Source organism: Streptosporangium sp. NPDC050148 (genome assembly GCF_055586505.1).
Genome location: NZ_JBVJIA010000003.1, coordinates 282656 through 300543, shown reverse-complemented (window position 1 = coordinate 300543; position 17888 = coordinate 282656). Strand labels below are relative to the sequence as shown.

General features: G+C 73.5%; 15 protein-coding genes and 1 pseudogene. 7 read left to right on the top strand and 9 right to left on the bottom strand.

Annotation, left to right across the window (positions count from 1 at the left end):
- Nucleotides 1-73: 73 nt before the first annotated feature.
- Nucleotides 74-547 (top strand): hypothetical protein, encoded by a 474-nt coding sequence (locus ACZ6RT_RS04920; protein WP_470152262.1) that lies wholly within the window; start codon nucleotides 74-76, stop codon nucleotides 545-547.
- 174 nt (nucleotides 548-721) lie between these two features.
- Here the strand turns inward: ACZ6RT_RS04920 and ACZ6RT_RS04915 are convergent, their stop codons facing one another.
- On the bottom strand, nucleotides 722-1675 hold the full coding sequence (locus ACZ6RT_RS04915) for an NAD(P)-dependent oxidoreductase (protein WP_470152296.1): 954 nt from the start codon (nucleotides 1673-1675) through the stop codon (nucleotides 722-724).
- A gap of 160 nt (nucleotides 1676-1835) precedes the next feature.
- On the opposite strand from ACZ6RT_RS04915, the gene ACZ6RT_RS04910 reads away from it, so the two are divergent.
- Nucleotides 1836-2189 (top strand): winged helix-turn-helix transcriptional regulator, encoded by a 354-nt coding sequence (locus ACZ6RT_RS04910; RefSeq protein ID WP_470152261.1) that lies wholly within the window; start codon nucleotides 1836-1838, stop codon nucleotides 2187-2189.
- A gap of 10 nt (nucleotides 2190-2199) precedes the next feature.
- On the opposite strand, the gene ACZ6RT_RS04905 is transcribed toward ACZ6RT_RS04910, so the two are convergent.
- A complete protein-coding gene (locus ACZ6RT_RS04905; protein WP_470152260.1) occupies nucleotides 2200-5538 on the bottom strand; it encodes an AfsR/SARP family transcriptional regulator in 3339 nt (1112 codons plus the stop codon).
- 140 nt (nucleotides 5539-5678) lie between these two features.
- Between ACZ6RT_RS04905 and ACZ6RT_RS04900 the strand changes: the two genes are divergently transcribed.
- On the top strand, nucleotides 5679-6275 hold the full coding sequence (locus ACZ6RT_RS04900) for an NADPH-dependent FMN reductase (protein ID WP_470152259.1): 597 nt from the start codon (nucleotides 5679-5681) through the stop codon (nucleotides 6273-6275).
- 152 nt (nucleotides 6276-6427) lie between these two features.
- Complete coding sequence (locus tag ACZ6RT_RS04895) at nucleotides 6428-7003, top strand: dihydrofolate reductase family protein (protein ID WP_399185187.1); 576 nt, start codon at nucleotides 6428-6430, stop codon at nucleotides 7001-7003.
- A gap of 134 nt (nucleotides 7004-7137) precedes the next feature.
- On the opposite strand, the gene ACZ6RT_RS04890 is transcribed toward ACZ6RT_RS04895, so the two are convergent.
- A complete protein-coding gene (locus ACZ6RT_RS04890) occupies nucleotides 7138-8622 on the bottom strand; it encodes an MFS transporter (RefSeq protein WP_399185188.1) in 1485 nt (494 codons plus the stop codon).
- A gap of 106 nt (nucleotides 8623-8728) precedes the next feature.
- Here ACZ6RT_RS04890 and ACZ6RT_RS04885 point away from each other — a divergent pair, with 106 nt between their 5' ends.
- Nucleotides 8729-9538: a winged helix-turn-helix transcriptional regulator gene (locus tag ACZ6RT_RS04885; RefSeq protein WP_470152258.1), complete on the top strand. Its 810-nt coding sequence runs from the start codon at nucleotides 8729-8731 to the stop codon at nucleotides 9536-9538.
- Nucleotides 9539-9735: 197 nt separating this feature from the next.
- A complete protein-coding gene (locus tag ACZ6RT_RS04880) occupies nucleotides 9736-10245 on the top strand; it encodes a hypothetical protein (RefSeq protein WP_399185190.1) in 510 nt (169 codons plus the stop codon).
- 216 nt (nucleotides 10246-10461) lie between these two features.
- Here the strand turns inward: ACZ6RT_RS04880 and ACZ6RT_RS04875 are convergent, their stop codons facing one another.
- From ACZ6RT_RS04875 to ACZ6RT_RS04850, 6 genes and pseudogenes are all read right to left on the bottom strand, one after another.
- The gene (locus ACZ6RT_RS04875) at nucleotides 10462-11490 is read right to left on the bottom strand and encodes a LacI family DNA-binding transcriptional regulator (RefSeq protein ID WP_470152295.1); all 1029 of its coding nucleotides are present in this window, start codon (nucleotides 11488-11490) and stop codon (nucleotides 10462-10464) included.
- Nucleotides 11470-12873, bottom strand: a pseudogene (locus tag ACZ6RT_RS04870) (GH1 family beta-glucosidase); the annotation flags it as partial. The gene ACZ6RT_RS04875 and the pseudogene ACZ6RT_RS04870, both read right to left, overlap by 21 nt.
- A gap of 358 nt (nucleotides 12874-13231) precedes the next feature.
- On the bottom strand, nucleotides 13232-13861 hold the full coding sequence (locus ACZ6RT_RS04865) for a TetR/AcrR family transcriptional regulator (RefSeq protein WP_470152257.1): 630 nt from the start codon (nucleotides 13859-13861) through the stop codon (nucleotides 13232-13234).
- Between the two features lie 88 nt (nucleotides 13862-13949).
- Nucleotides 13950-14729, bottom strand: a complete 780-nt coding sequence (locus ACZ6RT_RS04860; RefSeq protein ID WP_470152256.1) for a DUF4097 family beta strand repeat-containing protein — start codon at nucleotides 14727-14729, stop codon at nucleotides 13950-13952.
- A 6-nt stretch (nucleotides 14730-14735) separates the two neighbouring features.
- Nucleotides 14736-15377, bottom strand: a complete 642-nt coding sequence (locus tag ACZ6RT_RS04855; protein ID WP_399185193.1) for a response regulator — start codon at nucleotides 15375-15377, stop codon at nucleotides 14736-14738.
- Nucleotides 15368-16606: a sensor histidine kinase gene (locus ACZ6RT_RS04850; RefSeq protein WP_399185194.1), complete on the bottom strand. Its 1239-nt coding sequence runs from the start codon at nucleotides 16604-16606 to the stop codon at nucleotides 15368-15370. Before ACZ6RT_RS04850 ends, ACZ6RT_RS04855 begins: the two co-directional genes overlap by 10 nt.
- A gap of 285 nt (nucleotides 16607-16891) precedes the next feature.
- Here ACZ6RT_RS04850 and ACZ6RT_RS04845 point away from each other — a divergent pair, with 285 nt between their 5' ends.
- Nucleotides 16892-17857 (top strand): hypothetical protein, encoded by a 966-nt coding sequence (locus tag ACZ6RT_RS04845; protein ID WP_470152255.1) that lies wholly within the window; start codon nucleotides 16892-16894, stop codon nucleotides 17855-17857.
- Nucleotides 17858-17888: the final 31 nt, after the last annotated feature.

Below are 17888 nucleotides of genomic sequence, written 5' to 3'. Positions count from 1 at the left end.
GATTCTTCGGATCTTCCTAGTGTTCGAGGTGTCCGAACGGCAAGACACCCGAACACCGCACAGGAGCAAGACGATGAGCACGATGCGCACCCTTCTCGCCGGAGCCGCCCTCGCCGGTTCGCTGGTCGCCGGTGTGGCCGCCGCCCCCGCGGCGACCGCCTCGACCGCCGGTACGGCGGCCACCGCCGCGAGCACGCAGCAGGCGTCGGGCAAGCACTTCTTCGGCCCCTACCACTCCGGCTTCGGCCGGGGCGAGAGCTTCGGCAAGCGCTCCTACTTCAAGGGCTACTGGACCAAGGACGGCGGCCGCTACTGGTTCTACGGCGACCTGTTCGACCGTGACCGCGACCGCGACCGCAGCTACGTGTGGTTCAAGTGGCACGACCGCTTCGGCTCGCACACCAAGGTCTTCAAGACCTCCGGCCGCTCGCACTTCCACAGGTTCGGCGGCTTCAAGAAGAGCAACGGCTTCGACGACTTCAAGATCCGGGTCTGCGAGGGCGACGACAAGTTCGACGACTGCGGCCGCTGGGGCGACGCCTTCTGAGCCGGGACGACGCCTTCTGAGAAGGCGACCGCCGACGACCGTCACCGATCGGCGCCCACCGGCTCCGCCGCGGTCCACGAGGCCGGCTCTCCCCCGAGGGAGCCGGCCTCGTGCCGTTGGGTCAGGGGCGGCGACCCGCGTGGCGGCCACCGGCAGGGGCGTGCCGGCAGGCGGTCATCGGGTCCGCGCGTCCCCGGCGGGACCGGTCCGCAGCAGGTCGACCACGGCGGAGACGTCACCGGCGCCCAGGCCGGCCGCGACCCCCCGGTCGAGGAGCGCCCCCATGGGCTCCAGCAGCCCGGTGTCGACCCCCTGGTCCCTGCTGGTGTCCAGCAGGTTGACGAAGCTGACCGCCTGCATCCGCAGGTTCGAGCCGGTGGAGGGGTGGTCGCCGGAGTCGATCGCCTCCGCCATCCCGGGAAAGGCGGTCGCCATGGCGTTGAGCCACGAGACCACCAGCGGGGTGAACTCCGTCGCCGGGACCCCCTCCGACCCGGCCAGGGCGACGGCGTGGAAGAACCCGCCGAACATCCCGTACATCGCGCTCAGCAACGCGATGTCGTACAGCGCGGCACGGCCGGGCTCGACGCCCAGGTACATCGCGCCGCCCAGCACCTCGAAGGTGCGCTCGTGGGCGCGGAAGGACTCCTGCGACCCGCTGTAGAGGACGAGCGACCCGGGGGTGCCGATCATCGGGGGCACCGCCATGATGCCGCCGTCCAGGTACTCGGCACCGTGCCCGGCCACCCACCGGGCCGTCTCGCGCGCCTGGGCGGGCGTGCCGTTGGTGAGGTTGACCAGCGTCCGGCCGGCCAGGACGCCGGTCCCGGAACCGGAGGCGCCCGGGGTGTCGAGGAGGTCCGTGCCGCCGAGGGCGGCGTCCAGGACGTTCCGTACGGAGGCGTGGTCGAGCACGCAGATCACCACGAGCGGGCTCGCGGCGATCGCCTCGGCGACGGTGGCGGCGGCGGTCGCGCCCCGCGCGGCGAGCTCCTCGCTCCTGGCGGCCGTGCGGTTCCACACGGTCGTGGGGTGACCGTTGTCCAGAAAGGCCTCGGCCAGCGCCCTTCCCATGGCGCCCAGGCCGATGACCGTCACGGGCGGACGGCTGTCGGTGGTCAATGTGATCCCCGGTTCGTTCGATGTCGGCAGGTGAGCACCCGGACCCGGGCCCGTCTCTCATGGCCCGGCCGGTGTGTTCACGATGCTGGTGCCATGCTTGAATTTCCTCAAGTACCTACTATTTTGTTGGGTACTTACCTTTTGGTATGTTGGGAAGGCGGGCGGGATGAAGAAGCGGACGTACTCGTGCGGGCTCGACGCCGCGGTCGACGTGGTCGGCGGCAAGTGGAAGGCGCTGGTGCTGTGGGCGCTCCACCACGGGCCCATGCGGTTCGGGGAGCTCAGGCGGTCGGTCTCGGGCATCAGCGAGAAGATGCTGATCCAGCAGCTGCGCGAGATGGAGGCCTACGGCCTGGTGCACCGCGAGGTGTACCACCAGGTCCCGCCGAAGGTGGAGTACTCGCTGACCGGGTTCGGCCGCTCGCTCAACGAGGCCCTGATCCCGCTCGGCGACTGGGGCGAGCGGCACATGGAGACCATCGAGGCCCTTCCCCGCGCCGAGAGCCCCGCCAAGGTCTGACCGGGCGGGGTCAGGCGACGACCGGCATGCCGGCGAGGGACTCGGCCTCGCCGGGGGTGAGGCCGCCACCGTGTTCGAGTCCGGCCGCCAGACCGTCCTCGCCCAGCGCGTCACGCACCCGCCCGGTGATCCGGTCCACGTCGTCCTGCTCGGCGGGTGCCGGTGGCATGCCCGTGGACCGGCGGGCCGTGGCGGCCGCCCCGAGCAGCATGGCGGCCCGGTCGTGACACCCGGCCAGGGAGAGCGCGCCGGCCAGGCCCTCCAGGGCCCGCGTCACGTCCCGGGAGGCGTCGAGCTCGCGCGCCACGACGAGGCCCTCCAGGTGCAGGGCGCGCGCGGCCTCGGCGTCGCCGAGCAGTTCGGCCGCGAACCCCAGCTCGGTCAGGACCATCGGCTCGTACACGGCGCGGTCCGTCCCGCCGTTCTGCCTCGGGGTCCACGCCAGCACGGCGCGCAGATGCGTCGTCGCGGCGTCGAACCTGCCCTCCCTGCGGGCGGTGTACCCGAGCACCATCCCGGCGAAGATCTGCATGCTCCGGTGGCACTGCTCGGCGGCCAGCCGCGCCGCCCGCTCGCCGTAGGCGCGGGCACGGGCGTGGTCGCCGCGCTGCAGGGCGATCCAGCCGAGCCAGCCCAGCCGGCCGGCCACCTCGGGCCAGAGCTCCAGCTCCTCGGCCATGCGCAGCCCCTCGCGGTGCAGCCGGTCGGCCCGTTCGTGGTCACCGGTCATCTCCGCCAGCCCGCCGAGCCACTCGGTCGCCTGCAACCGGCCCCAGCGGTCGCCCAGCTCGTCGAAGAGCTCCGCGCCCCGCTCGCTGTCGCGTTCGAGCGCGGCCAGGTCACCCCGCAGGTGCGCGTACTGGGCCCGGGTGACCAGGGCCGCGGCCGTCCCCCACCGGTCGCCGAGGGCGTCGAAGGCCGTCAGGGCCCGGTCGAGGAGTTCCTCGCAGAGCGCGACCTCACCGGCTCCCATCCCGCAGAAGGCCAGGAACCACAGGGCGCGGGCACGCTCGGCCGGGTCGACGACGTCCTCGTACAGCCGCAGGGCGGCGGCCCGGTCGGCGGTCTCGCCGCGTAGCAGGGCGATTCCCGCCCGCCAGGCCAGGACGCGGGGACGGAGCGCGGCGACCCGGCCCGCGGGCGTGTCGCCGGGAGGCACGGGCGTGTCACCGGCGACGGCGGGCGTCCCGGTGGGAGCCGCGGGAGTCTCGGCGGGAACGGGAACCGCGGGCGTCCCGGCGGGGACGGCCAGCGCCGCGGACAGGGAGCGTCCCGCCTCGGCCGTCCGGCCGCGCAGGAACCAGTACCAGGCCAGCGCGTTCACCAGCCGCAGGCCCTGCTCGGCGTCCCCGGCGGCGACCGCGCCGTCGAGTGCCGCCCGCAGGTTGGCGCTCTCCGCGTCCAGGCGGCGCAGCCACCGCTGCTGGTCGTGCCCGTACAGCAGGGGCGCGGCCCGCTCGGCGAGGGCGGTGTAGTGGCGTCGGTGGCGCTCGCGCGACCGCGCGGTCTCGCCCGCCTCGTGCAGGCGCAGCTGGCAGTAGGCGGCCACCGACTCCAGCAGGCGGTAGCGGGGGCCGTCGGCGCCGTGCACGACGGTGACGAGCGAGCGGTCCACCAGGCGCGCCAGCAGGTCGACCACGTCCGCGGCGGGAAGGTCGTCCCCGCCGCAGACGGCCTCGGCGCCGTCCAGGGAGCACCCGTCGGCGTGTACGGCCAGCCGGCGCAGGACCAGCCGCTCGGGGTCGCCCAGCAGGTCCCAGCTCCAGTCGATCATCGCCTGGAGGGTCCGCTGGCGGGGCGGGGCGCCCCGGTGCCCGGTGGCCAGCAGCCGGAAGCGGTCGTCCAGGCGTTCGGCCAGACCGGCGACGCCCAGCGAGCGGACCCGGGTCGCGGCCAGCTCCAGGGCCAGCGGGATGCCGTCGAGGCGGCGGCAGAGCGTGGCGACCGCAGGGGCGGTCGCGGCGTCGAGGACGAACCCGCGGTCCGCCGCGCGGGCACGGGCGACGAAGAGCCGTACCGAACCGAGCCGCTCCAGCGAGGCCGGGTCACCGGCGGCACCGGCACCGGGCGTCTCCAGCGGCGGGACGTTCCAGACCGTCTCGCCGGTCACCGCGAGGGGCTCCTGGCTGGTCGCCAGGACGCGCAGGTCCGGGGCGGCGCGCAGCAGGAGCTCCACCAGTTCCGCGACGGGCTCGACGAGGTGCTCGCAGTTGTCCAGCACCAGCAGCAACCGCCGGGGACGCAGCGTGCCGGCCAGGCGGTCCCGGGGCGTTCCCGCGGCGACGGTGTCGTGCACGCCCAGCACCCGCATGATCTCGTCGGCCGCCGAGTCCGCGGTGTCCCCCGCGCCCGGACGGCCGAGCGCGGCCAGCTCGACCAGCCACACCCCGTCGGGGAGGTCACCGGCCCGCAGCCGCGCGGCCTCGACGGCGAGGCGGGTCTTGCCCACCCCGCCCGGACCGGTGAGGGTGACCAGACGTCCGGCGCGCAGCAGGTCGCCGATCTCGGCCGTGGCCTCGTCCCTGCCGATCAGCGGGCCGAGCGGCGCGGGCAGGTTCGTGGCGGGCCCGTCCGCAGGGGCCGGCGGTACGGCGGGCGGGTCGAGCGCGGGGTCCCGGACGAGGATCGCCCGGTGCAGGGCAACCAGATCGGCGCCCGGGTCCAGGCCGAGCTCGTCGGCCAGGTGGACGCGCAGTTCCTCGTAGCCGTCGAGCGCCTCGCTCTGCCGTCCGGACCGGTACAGGGCGGTCATGTACGCGGCCCGCAGCCTCTCCCGCAGCGGGTACCGGCCGACCAGCTCGCCCAGCCCGGCGACGATGCCGTGGTGCTCGCCGAGGGCCAGGCGGGCCTCGACGAGATCCTCCTGGGCGGTGAGCCACCGCTCGTGCAGCTGGGTGACCACGGACCGGGCGAACGGCTCGTCGGCGAAGTCGGCCAGCGCGGGGCCGCGCCACAGGGCGAGCGCGTCGGTGAGCAGCGCCGCGCGCGATCGCGGGTCACCGGCCCGGGCGGCCTCGTCGGCCAGGGACCGGAAGCGGTGGGCGTCCACGGCGTCGGCGCCGGTGCGCAGCACGTACCCGGGCGGGGGTGACACCACCGTCTCCCGGGCGCCCGGCTCGGCGTCCTCCAGGACCCGGCGCAACTGCGAGACCTTGGCCGACAGCGCCCCGGCCGGGTTGCCGGGCGGGGCGTCGCCCCACAGGTCGTCGATCAGCCGGTCGGCCGGGACCGGGCGTCCCTCGTGCAGGAGCAGGACGGCCAGGAGGGCGCGGACCTTCACCCCGGGGACGGTCACGGGCGTGCCGTCCGCCGTCCACACCGCCAGCGGACCCAGCACCCCGAAACGCATGAACGCACCATACGGGACCGACCGGTACGAGACACAGGAGAGCGCCGTAAGCCCACCGGCGGCCGACCGTAAACATGTCGTAAACACCCTCCGGCATGGTGGAACACATCAGCCGGGCACGAGAACGAGGGAGGTGGCAGATGTCCGAAAAACAGAGCGGGGAGCGGCTGCGGGTGGCGGTGATCGTCGGCAGCACCCGAGCCGGCCGGTTCGGCCCCACGGTGGCGGACTGGTTCGTGGCGCGGGCGCGCAGGCGGGCCGAGCTGGAGATCGACCTGATCGACCTGGCCGAGGCCGCGCTTCCGCAGACGCTCACGGACACCGACGAGCCGCCTCCCGCCCCGGTGGCGGCACTGGCACCGCGCCTGGCCGGGGCCGACGCGTTCGTGGTGGTGACCCCCGAGTACAACCGGAGCTTCCCGGCCCCGCTGAAGAGCGCGGTGGACTGGTTCTACCGGGAGTGGCAGGCCAAGCCGGTGGCGTTCGTCTCCTACGGCAACGACTCCGGCGGCCTGTTCGCCGCCGCGCAGCTACGGCAGGTCTTCACCGAGGTGCACGCGGTGGCCGTCCACGCGGGGGTGACGCTGCCCCGGTACTGGGAGCAGTTCGCCGCCGACGGCGGCTGGCCCCGGGCCGGCACCGAGTACGACACCGCGGCGACGACCACGCTGGACCAGCTGACCTGGTGGGCCCGCGCGCTGCGCGACGCCAGAGCCGGGCACCCCTACCCCTGCTGACCACGCGGAAGCCCTTCCCGCGGTACGAGCCGACACGGGTCTGACGAACCACCACGGGAAAGCATGAAGACCCCTGGACCGGCAACGAACCCCGGGCCGGGCCACGACATCACGAACCTCCCCATCGAACACGCGAACCAACGGAGATCCCCATGCGTAAGATCATTTCCTCGACCTACGTGTCCCTCGACGGCTACATCGGCGACCCCGGCACCTGGGCCATGCCCTACTTCGACGAGGACGCGGGCCGGTTCGCCCGCGAGCAGCTCTTCGCCTGCGACGCCCTGCTGATGGGCCGTCTCACCTACGAGGGCTTCGCCGAGGCCTGGCCCGCCATGACCGACGAGGACGGTTTCGCCGACCGGATGAACTCCATGTCCAAGTACGTCGCCTCCCGCACCCTGGAGAAGGCCGAGTGGAACAACTCGACCGTCATCGGGGGCGACCTCGTCGAGGAGATCACCGCCCTCAAGGGGCAGCCCGGCCAGGACATCCTGATGTACGGCTACGGGCCGGTCGCGCTCACCCTGCTGGAGCACGGCCTCCTCGACGAGCTCCGCCTCTGGGTGCACCCGATCATCGTGGGCGACGGCGACCCCGGGGACCTGCTGTTCAAGAAGACCGGCAGGTTCCCCTTCGAGCTCGCCGGGACGACCACGTTCGGCAGCGGCGTGGTCGTCCTCTCCTACCGGGCAGCGGCCCGGACGGCGGAGACGGACGCGGGGTGACGGACGCGGGGTGACGAGCACCGGATGGCGGGCACCGGGCGCTCGTCACCCGATGGCCCGGCACCCGGTGACCGAGCACCGAGCACCGGCGCCGGCCGGTGATCGCCCGGTGACGAACCCGCCCCGCGGCCCGGCTACCGGGTCTCGGCGGCGGGACTCCCGGGACGGGCCCCGACGGCCGTGCCGCCGCGTCCGCGCAGGCCCGAGGCCATGACGACCGCCCCGGTGACGGCCATCACGACCGGGACGAACAGGGCCGTGCGGAAGCCGCCGAGCGCGGCCTCCGGTGATCCACCGGCCCCGGTGGCGGCGACGTACACGGCGGTCGCCGCCGACAGGCCGAGTGCCGCGCCGAACTGGAACGAGGTGTAGAGCAACCCGCCCGCGAGCCCCTGCTCGTCCTCGGACACCCCGTCGGTCCCGGCGATGGTGAACGGCCCGTACGCCAGCGAGAAGGCGAGACCGAGAATGATCATGGTGGGGAACATCGCCGCGTAGGTCCAGTCCAGGCCGACCGGCAGGAACAGCAGGTAGGCCACGGCGGCCAGGCAGAGGCCGCCCAGGATCACCCGGACGTTGCCGAAGCGGTTCACCAGCCGGGGGGTGAGGGTCGGCGCGAGCACGGCGTCGATGCTGATGACCAGCAGGGCCAGGGCCGCCTGCAGCGACGACCATCCGCGCAGCTCCTGCAGGTAGAGGACCACGAGGAACTGGAATCCGAAGAACGACCCGGAGAACAGCAGGAAGCCGAGGTTGGCCCGCACCAGCGGGCCCGAGCGCAGGATCCCCAGGCGCACCAGGGGCGCCGCCGAGCGCCGCTCGATCATCGGGAAGGCGGCGAGCAGCGCGAACCCGGCGACGAACGCGCCGGCCGTCCAGCCCCATCCGACGGACGGGGCCTCCAGCCGGACGACCCCGAACACGAGCGCGAGCATCGCGCAGGTCACGGTGACCGTACCGGCCAGGTCGAAGCCCCGGACGGACCCGCGCGGGCGGCCGTCGTCCGGGATCAGGACCAGGGCGGCGACGAGGATCACGGAGGCCAGGATCACCGGCGCGAAGAACACCCAGCGCCAGCTGATCGCGGACAGCAGGCCGCCGACGACCAGGCCGAGGGAGAAACCGGCCGACGCCGTCCCCGCGTAGACCAGCAGGGCGCGGTTGCGCTGGGGACCCTCGGCGAAGCCGGTGGTGATGATGGAGAGGCCGGCGGGCGCCATGAACGCGGAGGCCACCCCCGTCACGAAACGCGCGAGGATGAGGACCCACTCCTCGGTCGCGAACCCGCCCAGCCCGGAGAAGACGACGAACACGCCGAGCCAGAGCAGGAACATCCGCCGCCGGCCGAGCAGGTCGGCGGCCCGGCCGCCCAGCAGCATGAAACCGCCGTAACCGAGCACGTAGGAGCTCATCACCCAGCTCAGCGAACCGGTGCTCAGCCCCAGGTCGGTACGGATCGAGGGCAGGGCGACGTTCAGCATCGCCACGTCGATGCCCTCCAGGAAGATCGCGCCGCACAGCACGAACAGCACCCCCCAGGCCCGGCCGTTCATGCGGTCCGGGCGGCCGGGGCGGTCTGGGGGCGCCGGAGAGATCGACGGGGACGACGGTGTGGACACGGGACGACTCCTTGGGCACGGGGAGACCGCCGGGACCGCGGCCACTCTGCCGCGATCGACGGTTCCCTCTTGTAAGTAATCGCATCCTGAGGCAGCATCGGTGGGCATGGAAGAAGGCACTTCGAAGTCACCGAGTCGCTGCGCGGATACCGGTGACGCCTACGTCGACGCCAGGCAGTGGGACACCCGGGAGGACTGCGAGGTCCGCCAGATCCTGGACCGCGTCGCGGACAAGTGGTCGCTGCTCGTCATCGCGCTCCTGGATCGGCGCTCCCTGCGGTTCACCGAGCTGAGCCGCGAGATCGACGGGGTCAGCCAGCGCATGCTCACCGTCACCCTGCGCCACCTGGAGCGGGACGGCCTGGTGCGCCGTACCGTGCACCCCGTCGTGCCGCCGAGGGTCGACTACGAGCTCACCCCCCTTGGCGTGACCCTGCACGACACCATCCAGTCGCTCGTCACCTGGACCGAGCGGCACCAGAACGAGATCGCCGCGGCCCGTGCGGACTACGACACCCGCGCGGAGACCGCACCCGTCACGCCCGCGGTGACCGCCATGCCCACGGCGTCCGCAGCGTCCGCAGTGCCCACCCGGCCGGTCACGCCGGCCGCGCCGGTCACCCGGACCCCGTCCCGTAACGAAACCCGGGCCACACCACCGGTTCGTAACGAAACCCTGATCCCTTCCTCGCCTCGTAACGAAACCCGGGTCATGTCGTCCTCCCGCGACGAACCCCGGGCCGCCTCCCTGCTCCGGGACGAGGGGACGGGCGGTGCCGGTACCTCGCGGTGCGAGATGTGCGGTGCCCCGATCCACGGGGCGCGCACGGGACGTCCCGCCCGGTTCTGCGGTACGGCATGCCGCCAGAGGGCGCATCGTCACCGCTCCCGCGCCACCTCCCGCCCTTCCGGCTGAACCGCTCCCGCGCCACTCTTGCTCGTCCGGCCGAACCGCTCCCGCGCCGGCCGGGTCACGGTCCGAGGACCGGCGCGGGGGCGGTGCTGCAAAGGAGGGCAAAGGCCTGTCCAAAGGCTCCGTGTCGTGGCCCCGCACCGGCTCCGCAGCGTGTCTGCTGAGCAGCGGTAATGGCACCGCTCACTGGAGGGTCGGAGATGAGGAAGTTGCTTCGTGCCGGCGTGCTCGCGCTCGGCGTGTTCACGGCCGGATGCGGCGGCGCCGACGACGGGAGCACGACCGAACCGATGGTCGCGGACCAGGTCAAGGCGTCACCCACCTCGCCCGCGGACCCCTCGGCGACGACCCGGGCCAGGGTCGAGCTGGGCGAGACGAGGATCGGCAGGGTCCTGGTCGGGGAGGGGGGCCGCACGCTCTACCTCTTCGAGAAGGACAGGAACGGGAAGTCGTCGTGTTCGGACGCCTGCGCGCGGGCCTGGCCGCCGTACGTCACGGACGGCGAGCCGGAGGCCGGCAAGGGCGTCAAAGCGGACCTGCTGGGCACCACCGAGCGGGACGACGGCACGACGCAGGTGACCTACGACCGCCACCCGCTCTACTACTTCGCCAAGGACACCGCGGCCGGGGAGATCAAGGGACACGACGCCGACGGCTTCGGCGCCGACTGGTACGCGTTGAACGCCGACGGCAAGCAGGCCCGCGACTGAGCCCCGGGCCGTCGTCGCCGGCCGATCTCGTCCGAGGGGGGATTGCGACCGGATCCACCGGGCATGGACAGGAGTGATCCCGTCCGGTGGGGCCCCTCCACCCGGAGCGCGGAACGTGAAGGGTCCGTCGTCACCGCGGCGGACCCTTCCACCGTTTTCACCCGGCAAAGCCGTCGACCACCCGGCAAAGCCGTCGACCACCCGGGATCGGCGGGATCAGGTGGACTCGCGGATCACCAGCTCCGTGGGCAGGATCACCGACGAGGCCGGGCCGCCGTCGAGGTGGCGGAGGAGCAGGCGGGCCGCGGTGCGGGCCTGCTCCGCTTCCGGGGTGCACACGGTGGTGAGCGCGGGCACGGTGTGGGAGGCGGCCGGGATGTCGCCGAAACCCACGATCGCGACGTCCTCCGGCACCCGCCTCCCGGATCGGATCAGCACCCCCAGGGCCCCGATCGCCATCGGGTCACCGGCCACGAACACCGCGTCGAGCGCGGGGTCGTCCCGCAGGAGCTGGCGCATCGCGTCCGCGCCCGAGGCGAGGGTGAGGTCGCCGATGGCGATGATCGACCGGTGCCCGGTGTCGCGCAGACCCTCGCGGTACCCTCCCAGCCTGGCCTGTGAGGCCGTCGAGTCCGGGGGGCCGGAGACGGCGGCGATCCGCCGTCGTCCCCGGGCCAGCAGGTGCGCCACCGCGGCCGCGGCCCCGCCCGCGTCGTCGACGGCGGCGTACGGCATGTGCGCCGCCACCCCGGGCCTGCCCAGCAGGACGACCGGGACGCCCGTGCGGGCCAGCGCCGCGGGAAGCGGGTCGGCGCCGTGGGAGGACACGAGCACGACCCCGTCCACGTACCCGGAGGCGGCGTAGCGCTCCACCCGCAGGCGGCCGTCCGCCGAGTCGGCGAGCATCAGGGTGACCCGCTTGCCCGCCTCCTCCAGCTCCCGGGTGACCGAGCGGAGGACGGCCGAGAAGGCCGGGTCGTCGGCACCCGCGACCGCGGGCGGGCCGGACACGACCAGCGCGATCGAGTCGGTGCGCCGCGTCACCAGGCTGCGGGCCGCCGAGTTGGGGACGTACCCCAGTTCGTTGACGGCGTTCATGACGATCGCGCGGAACTCATCGCTGACCGTGCCCTCGCCGTTGATCACCCTGGAGACGGTGGACCTGGACACCCCGGCGCGGGCGGCGACCGCCTCCAAGGTGGGCCGCCTGGCGCGCTCGCGGTGCAGCCCGTTGTGCCGGATCACCTCGCGGTACCACAGCGCGCTGTCCTTGGGCAGCCGCCGCTGGGTCTCGAAGTCGACGTGCACGATCCCGAAGCGCTTGTGGTAGCCCTCGGCCCACTCGAAGTTGTCCAGCAGCGACCAGACCAGGAAGCCGCGCAGGTCCGCCCCGGCCTCGATCGCGGCGTGCGCGGCCCGCAGGTGCCCCTCGAAGAAGGCCGTCCTGTCGGTGTCGTGCACGCGGTCACCGGTCACCACGTCGTCGAACGCGGCGCCGTTCTCGGTGACCAGCAGGCCGACCTCGGGGTAGTCGCGCGAGAGCCGGGTGAGCACCTGGGTCAGGCCGGTGGGTACGATCGCCCAGCCCATCGCGGTCGTCGGGGCGTGGGCCCCGCTGAAGAGGATGTCCTCGGTGCCGGGATAGGCGGCGTTGGCCGGTTCGCCCGGCTCGGACCGCACGACGCAGGGGGTGTAGTAGTTGATCCCCAGCAGGTCGACGGGCTGGTTGATGGTCTTCAGGTCGCCGTCGCGGATGTGGCCCAGGCCGCCGTGCCTGTCCATGATCGCGAGCACCGGTGCGGGGTACTCCCCGCGCAGGGTGGGGTCGAGGAACTGGCGGTTGATGAGGCAGTCGACCCGGTCCACCGCCTCGGCGTCCTCCGCGGACAGCGTGAGCTCCGGGTCGTTGAGCCGGCCGGGCGTCAGGACGGGGGCCAGGTTCAGGGTGAGGGCGATCTCGCGGGCGCCTCCCTCGCGCAGCACCCGGGCGCCCAGCCCGTGGGCGAGCAGGAGGTGGTGGGAGGCGCGGAACGCCTCGGCGGCCGACGCGCGGCCCGGCGCGTGCACGCCGATGCCGTACCCCAGCACGGCGGCCACCCAGGGTTCGTTGACCGTCATCCACGTCCCGACCCGGTCGCCGAGCCGGTCGTGCACGGCCCGCGTGTAGTCGGCGAAACGGTAGGCCGTGTCGCGGTCGGTCCACCCGCCGCGATCCTCCAGCGCCTGCGGGAGGTCCCAGTGGTACAGCGTCGCGTACGGCGTGATGTCGGCCGCCAGCAGCTCGTCCACCAGCCGTTCGTAGAAGTCCAGCCCCGCGGTGTTGGCCGGGCCGGACCCGTCCGGCTGGATCCGCGGCCAGGCGACCGAGAACCGGTAGGCCCTCAGGCCCAGCTCCGCCATCAGCCGGACGTCGTCGGCGTGACGGTGGTAGTGGTCGCACGCCACGTCCCCGGTGTGGCCGTCGGCGGTCCTGCCCGGCGTGTGGGAGAAGGTGTCCCAGACGGACGGGCCTCGCCCGCCCTCCCGCACCCCGCCCTCGATCTGGTACGCGGCGGTGGCCGCCCCCCAGACGAAGCCGGGGGGAAAGGCCAGGGTCTCGCCCCGGGACGAGACGGTCGTTGCGGTCATGCTCCGAAAACCCCCGTTGGTTCTCGCGACTGCCGAGATGCACGGGCGGTGGCGGGTCGCCACCGTCCCGGCCGGTGGAAGCACCTCACCGGCATCATGGGGGCGGTGTGCCCGGAATGTCGAGAGGACCGCCGGGCCCCGCGTGGGTGCGCTTCCCGCTCATCGCGCCCATGATCGGCGACACAGTAACCGATTACACCGACAAAACGGATGAGAGGGGCACCGGGAACGCCGAGGCGGTCCGGCGGGCCTTCGCCGGACGCGAGGACGTGTCCGGCCGGGGACCCCTCCCTCAGGGAGACCTCCTTCCTCGGGGAGACCCCCTCTCGCACGGGGGCCTCCCGGGCGCGGAGGACCCTCAGACGCGCGGCAGTCTCAGCATGCGGTCGAGCAGCTGGCGGTGATGGGCGAGGAAGCGATGCCGCGCCTGCGGGTCGGCGGAGACCGACCGGCCCGCCTCGGCGATCATCTCGCCGTGCAGGAACCCGTACACGCTCCACACCAGCGTCCGTACCATCAGGTCCGCGTCCACCTCGCCGTCGACGAACCCGGCTCTCGCGGCCGAGCGGAGCGCGTCGGCGGTGAAGTTCATGAGCGGGATCGAGTGGGTCCGCTCCACCTCGGGGATGTCCGCGGCGTCGCCCAGCCAGCGGTGCAGCCACAGCGCGGGGATCTGCGGGTTGGCGACGCAGAAGTCCAGGTAATGCTCGGACAGGCCGTACAGGGTGGTGGCGACCTGCTCGGCGTCGGCGGCCGGGAGCGCGGCGAGCGCGTCCTGGACGACGGTCCGCTCCATCCTGCCGGCGAGGTCGATGACGGCGAGGTAAAGGTCGCGCTTCTCGCCGAACCGCTCCTGGATCCACGCCGGGTCCTCGCCCGTGGCCTCGGCCACGGCCTGCAGCGAGGTGCCGTCGTAGCCCAGCGCGGAGAACAGCCGCATCGCGATGGTGATGACCGCCTGGCTCCGCGGGTCGTCGTGGGGAGTCATGCCTCCGATTCAAGTCCCCGGCGCGTTCGCGGGTGGCCGGGTGCCGGTCTCGACCCGGTCAAACCTGTGTTCGCAATACCCCCGTGGCTCAGAAGGGCAGGACGCGCAGCTCGCCCGCCGGGGTCAGGGCGGTGATCCGGCGCGGCGAGTCGGGGTCGAGCCGCACCTCGACGGTCGCGTCACCGGAGTCGGTCCGTACGTTGTACCCCGGCCCGCCCTCGTCCGGCACCCTGACCTCGACGTTCCCCCTGGTCCTCACCACGGCCCTGACGTCGCCGGGCGGGGCCGTGAACCCCAGGACGACGTCTCCGTCACCGGTCTCGGCGTCGGTCTCGGCGGACCTGAGGTCGTCGCCGATCACGTCCCCCTGGCGCACCCGCGCCCGCAGAGCGCCCAGCGAACCGGTCACGACCACGTCACCGGTGTCGGCCGACAGGCGCAGGTCGCCCCGGACGCCGTTCACCGACACGGTCCCGACACGGCTCGACGCCTCGACGCCGGTGGCCGCGGGCAGGGTCAGGACGTAGTGCGTCCGGCAGACGGGGACGCCGGGGCAGCGGGCGTCGACGGTGAGCGTCCGGCCGTCCCACCGCTCGGTGACCACGGGCCTGTCGCGGACCCACACGAGTTCCTGGGAGATGTCCAGCCGCTTCGCGGGGCCGGCGACGACCGAGAGGTCGACGTGACCCGTGGCCCGCACCACGACCTCCGGCGAGGTGAGCGGGTGGGACCTGGACGTGACCTGGACGGTCCGGTCGGGCTCGTTGATCTCCGCCAGCGCCGCCATCGTGGTGAAGGCCACCGCGAGCGCGGTGAGCGTCCCGCCCGTGGCGAGCCAGGCGATCCGGAGCTTGTTTCGTGTGGGCATGTTCTCTCAGACCTTGAGGAAGCGCAGGACGGCGAGTACCCGGCGGTGGTCCTTGTCGGCGCCGGAGAGGTCGAGCTTGGCGAAGATGTTGTTGATGTGCTTGCCCACGGCGCTCTCGGACACCACCAGGGCCTCGGCGATCCCGGTGTTGGACCGGCCCTCCGCGATGAGCGACAGCACCTCGTACTCCCTGCGGGTCAGCCGGTCCAGCGGGTCGCTGCGCCCGCGCAGCAGCAGCTGGGCGACCACCTCGGGGTCCAGGGCGGTGCCGCCCGCGGCGATCCGGCGTACCGCGTCGAGGAACTCCTCGACGTCGGCCACCCGGTCCTTGAGCAGGTACCCGATCCCCCCGGTCGCGGTGGACAGCAGCCGGGTGGCGTAGCGCTCCTCGACGTACTGGGAGAGCACGAGGATCGCCAGCGCGGGCCGCTGGCGGCGCAGCACGAGCGCGGCGCGCAGTCCCTCGTCGGTGTGCGAGGGCGGCATCCGCACGTCGGTCACGACGAGGTCGGGCTCGTGCTCGTCCACGGCGCGGAGCAGCCCGTCGGCGTCGGCCACGGAGGCCACCACCTCGATGCCCGCCGAGCCGAGCAGGCGGACCAGCCCCTCGCGCAGCAGTACGGAATCCTCGGCGAGCACTACGCGCACGGCAGCTCCACTCTGATCGTCGTCGGCCCGCCGGGCGGGCTGTCGACGTCCAGGATGCCGTCCACCGACGCCACCCGCCCCGCCAGGCCGCGCAGCCCGCTCCCCAGGTCCGGATCCGCCCCGCCGACGCCGTCGTCGTGCACGGACAGGTGAAGGCGGTCGCCGTCGAGGCCGACGACGACCTCGGCGCCGGACGCCCGCGCGTGCTTGGCGATGTTGGTCAGCGCCTCGGAGACGACGAAGAAGGCCACCGCCTCGACCGTGGGGGCGGCCCGGCCGGGCAGGTCGGCCCGCAGCCGTACCGGGAAGGGGGCCCGCGCGGCCAGACCGGACAGGGCAGCGTCCAGGCCCTGCTCGTCCAGCACCGCGGGGTGCAGCCCGCGGACGACGTCGCGCAGCTCCCGCAGGGCGAGCTTGGCCTCCTCGTGCGCCTGCACGATCACCTCGCGCGCGGGCTCCGGCAGGTCGGTGAGGGTGGCGCGGGCCATCCCGAGGTTCATCGCCAGCGACACCAGCCGCTGCTGGGTGCCGTCGTGCAGGTCCCGCTCGATACGGCGGCGCTCGGCGTCGGCCGCGTCCACCATCCCGGCGCGGCTCTCCCGCAGCGTCTCCACCCGCAGCACGAGCTGGTCGCTGAGGCTGGGGCCGAGCAGGGCCTCGGCGGCGATCACGTCCAGCGTGGTGAACCCGCGGGCCACCCACGGCGCGGCGGCGAACAGCGTCCCGGAGACGAAGACGAACATCACGCTCTGCCAGGTCTCCTCCCGCGCCCAGTGCTGCACGGCGAGCACGGCGGTGATCATGGCGCTCGACCACGCCCCGACGACCGAGAGGGCACCGAACCCGTTGATCAGCGCGGTCAGCAGGTGGTACCCGAGCCGGCGCCAGGTGCTCCAGGTCCGCGTCTCCTGGAGCAGCCGCCGCAGCGGGTTCCTGCTCAGCGGGCGGCGCGGGACCGGCGCGATGTCGACGTCCAGGAAGGCGGCGAACCGGGAGCGCTGCACCAGGGTGAGCAACCGGACGACCACGAAGAACAGCAGCAACGCCGCCACCGGTACGACCACCGTCCACACCAGCAGCACCGCGGCCGCCACCAGCGTCGCGAGCGCCACGACACCGGCCACGGCCAGCGCCGCACCCGAGACCAGGTGGGCGGTACGCAGCCAGGTCCGCGACGACCAGTGAGCGCTGATCCTCGTCCAGGGAGTGGGCATCTCGATGGCGGTCATGAGACCACGGTAGGGATTCCGGTGCCCCGGGCACATGGGCGAGGGTTCCGGGAAAAAGGTGAGGCAGGCACCACCGTTCCCGCGCGTGCCCGGCGCCCGGACGGGTCGGCGTGATGTGGGCCGTTCCCGTGTGCCCGGCGCCCGGACGGGCCGGTCTGATGTAGGCCGGTCCGAGGTGGGCCGCTCCCGCGCGTGCCCGGGCGCCCGCGACGGTGTTCCCGGCCCCGCCTACCCTTGGGGGATGGGTGCCGAGCGCGTGACGACCGTCCCCATCCGGGAGCGCCGATGAAGCGGCCCTCTCCCGGCCGGGGAGTCCTGCCCGGCCTGCCGGGCTCCACCGCCCCCGCCGAAGACTCCGCCGAAGACCCCGCCGAGAACCCCTCCGACGGCTTCCTCGAAGGCCTCCCCGGTCTCTTCGCCGACGACCCGATGTCCGCCCCGCTGACCTACCCCGGGCGCCTTGCCCCGGCGGCCGGGCTGCTGGTGGACGACCGTTTCCTGCCGATGACGGAGCCGCCCGGCGCCCTGGCCGACCGGCGGGTCCGGTCCGGCGACCGGACCGCGAGGCTCGCCGACCACCTGGCCGCCCTCGGCGCGGCACCCCCGGAGGCGCGCCACCCGGTGATCGCGGTGGGCTCCAACGCCGCCCCCGGTCAGTTGCGCCGCAAGTTCACCGCGGCCGGGATCCGCCCCGTCGTCCCGCTGACCCCGGCCGCCGTGCACGGCGTCGCCCCCGGGGTCTCGGCGCACATCAGCCGGTACGCCTACCTGCCCGCCACGCCCATCGGGGCACGGGGGGCCTCGCTGCTGTTCGTGGTCTGGGTGGACGACCCCCAGCTCGCGGTGCTGGACGCGACCGAGCCGAACTACCGCCGGGTGCCGCTGCCCGCGGGCTCCTTCCCGGTCACCCTGGCCTCGGGGGAGACGCTCCCGCCGTGCCACGTCTACGTGAGCAGGCACGGATGCCTGGTGGACGAGGAGGGCGGCCCGCTGCCGCTGGCCCCCCAGCGCGAGCTGATCGGGCACCTACTGGGACGGTCGGCGGCGCTGCGGCGGCTGTGCGGGCGCACCCCCGAGGAGTTCGTGCTCAGCGCGCGGGACGACGGCACCCGGGAGGCGGCCCGCGCGCTGTTCGTGAGCGACGGTCTCGCCGACCCCGCCCCGCCCGGACTCCACCACCCTCGAACCGCAGGATCACCCGCTGTACGGCTCCACGAACATAACCCCAATAGGGGTAGTGATGGGTTATAAATAGGGGACCGTGTCCGGACCTCCTGTCGGC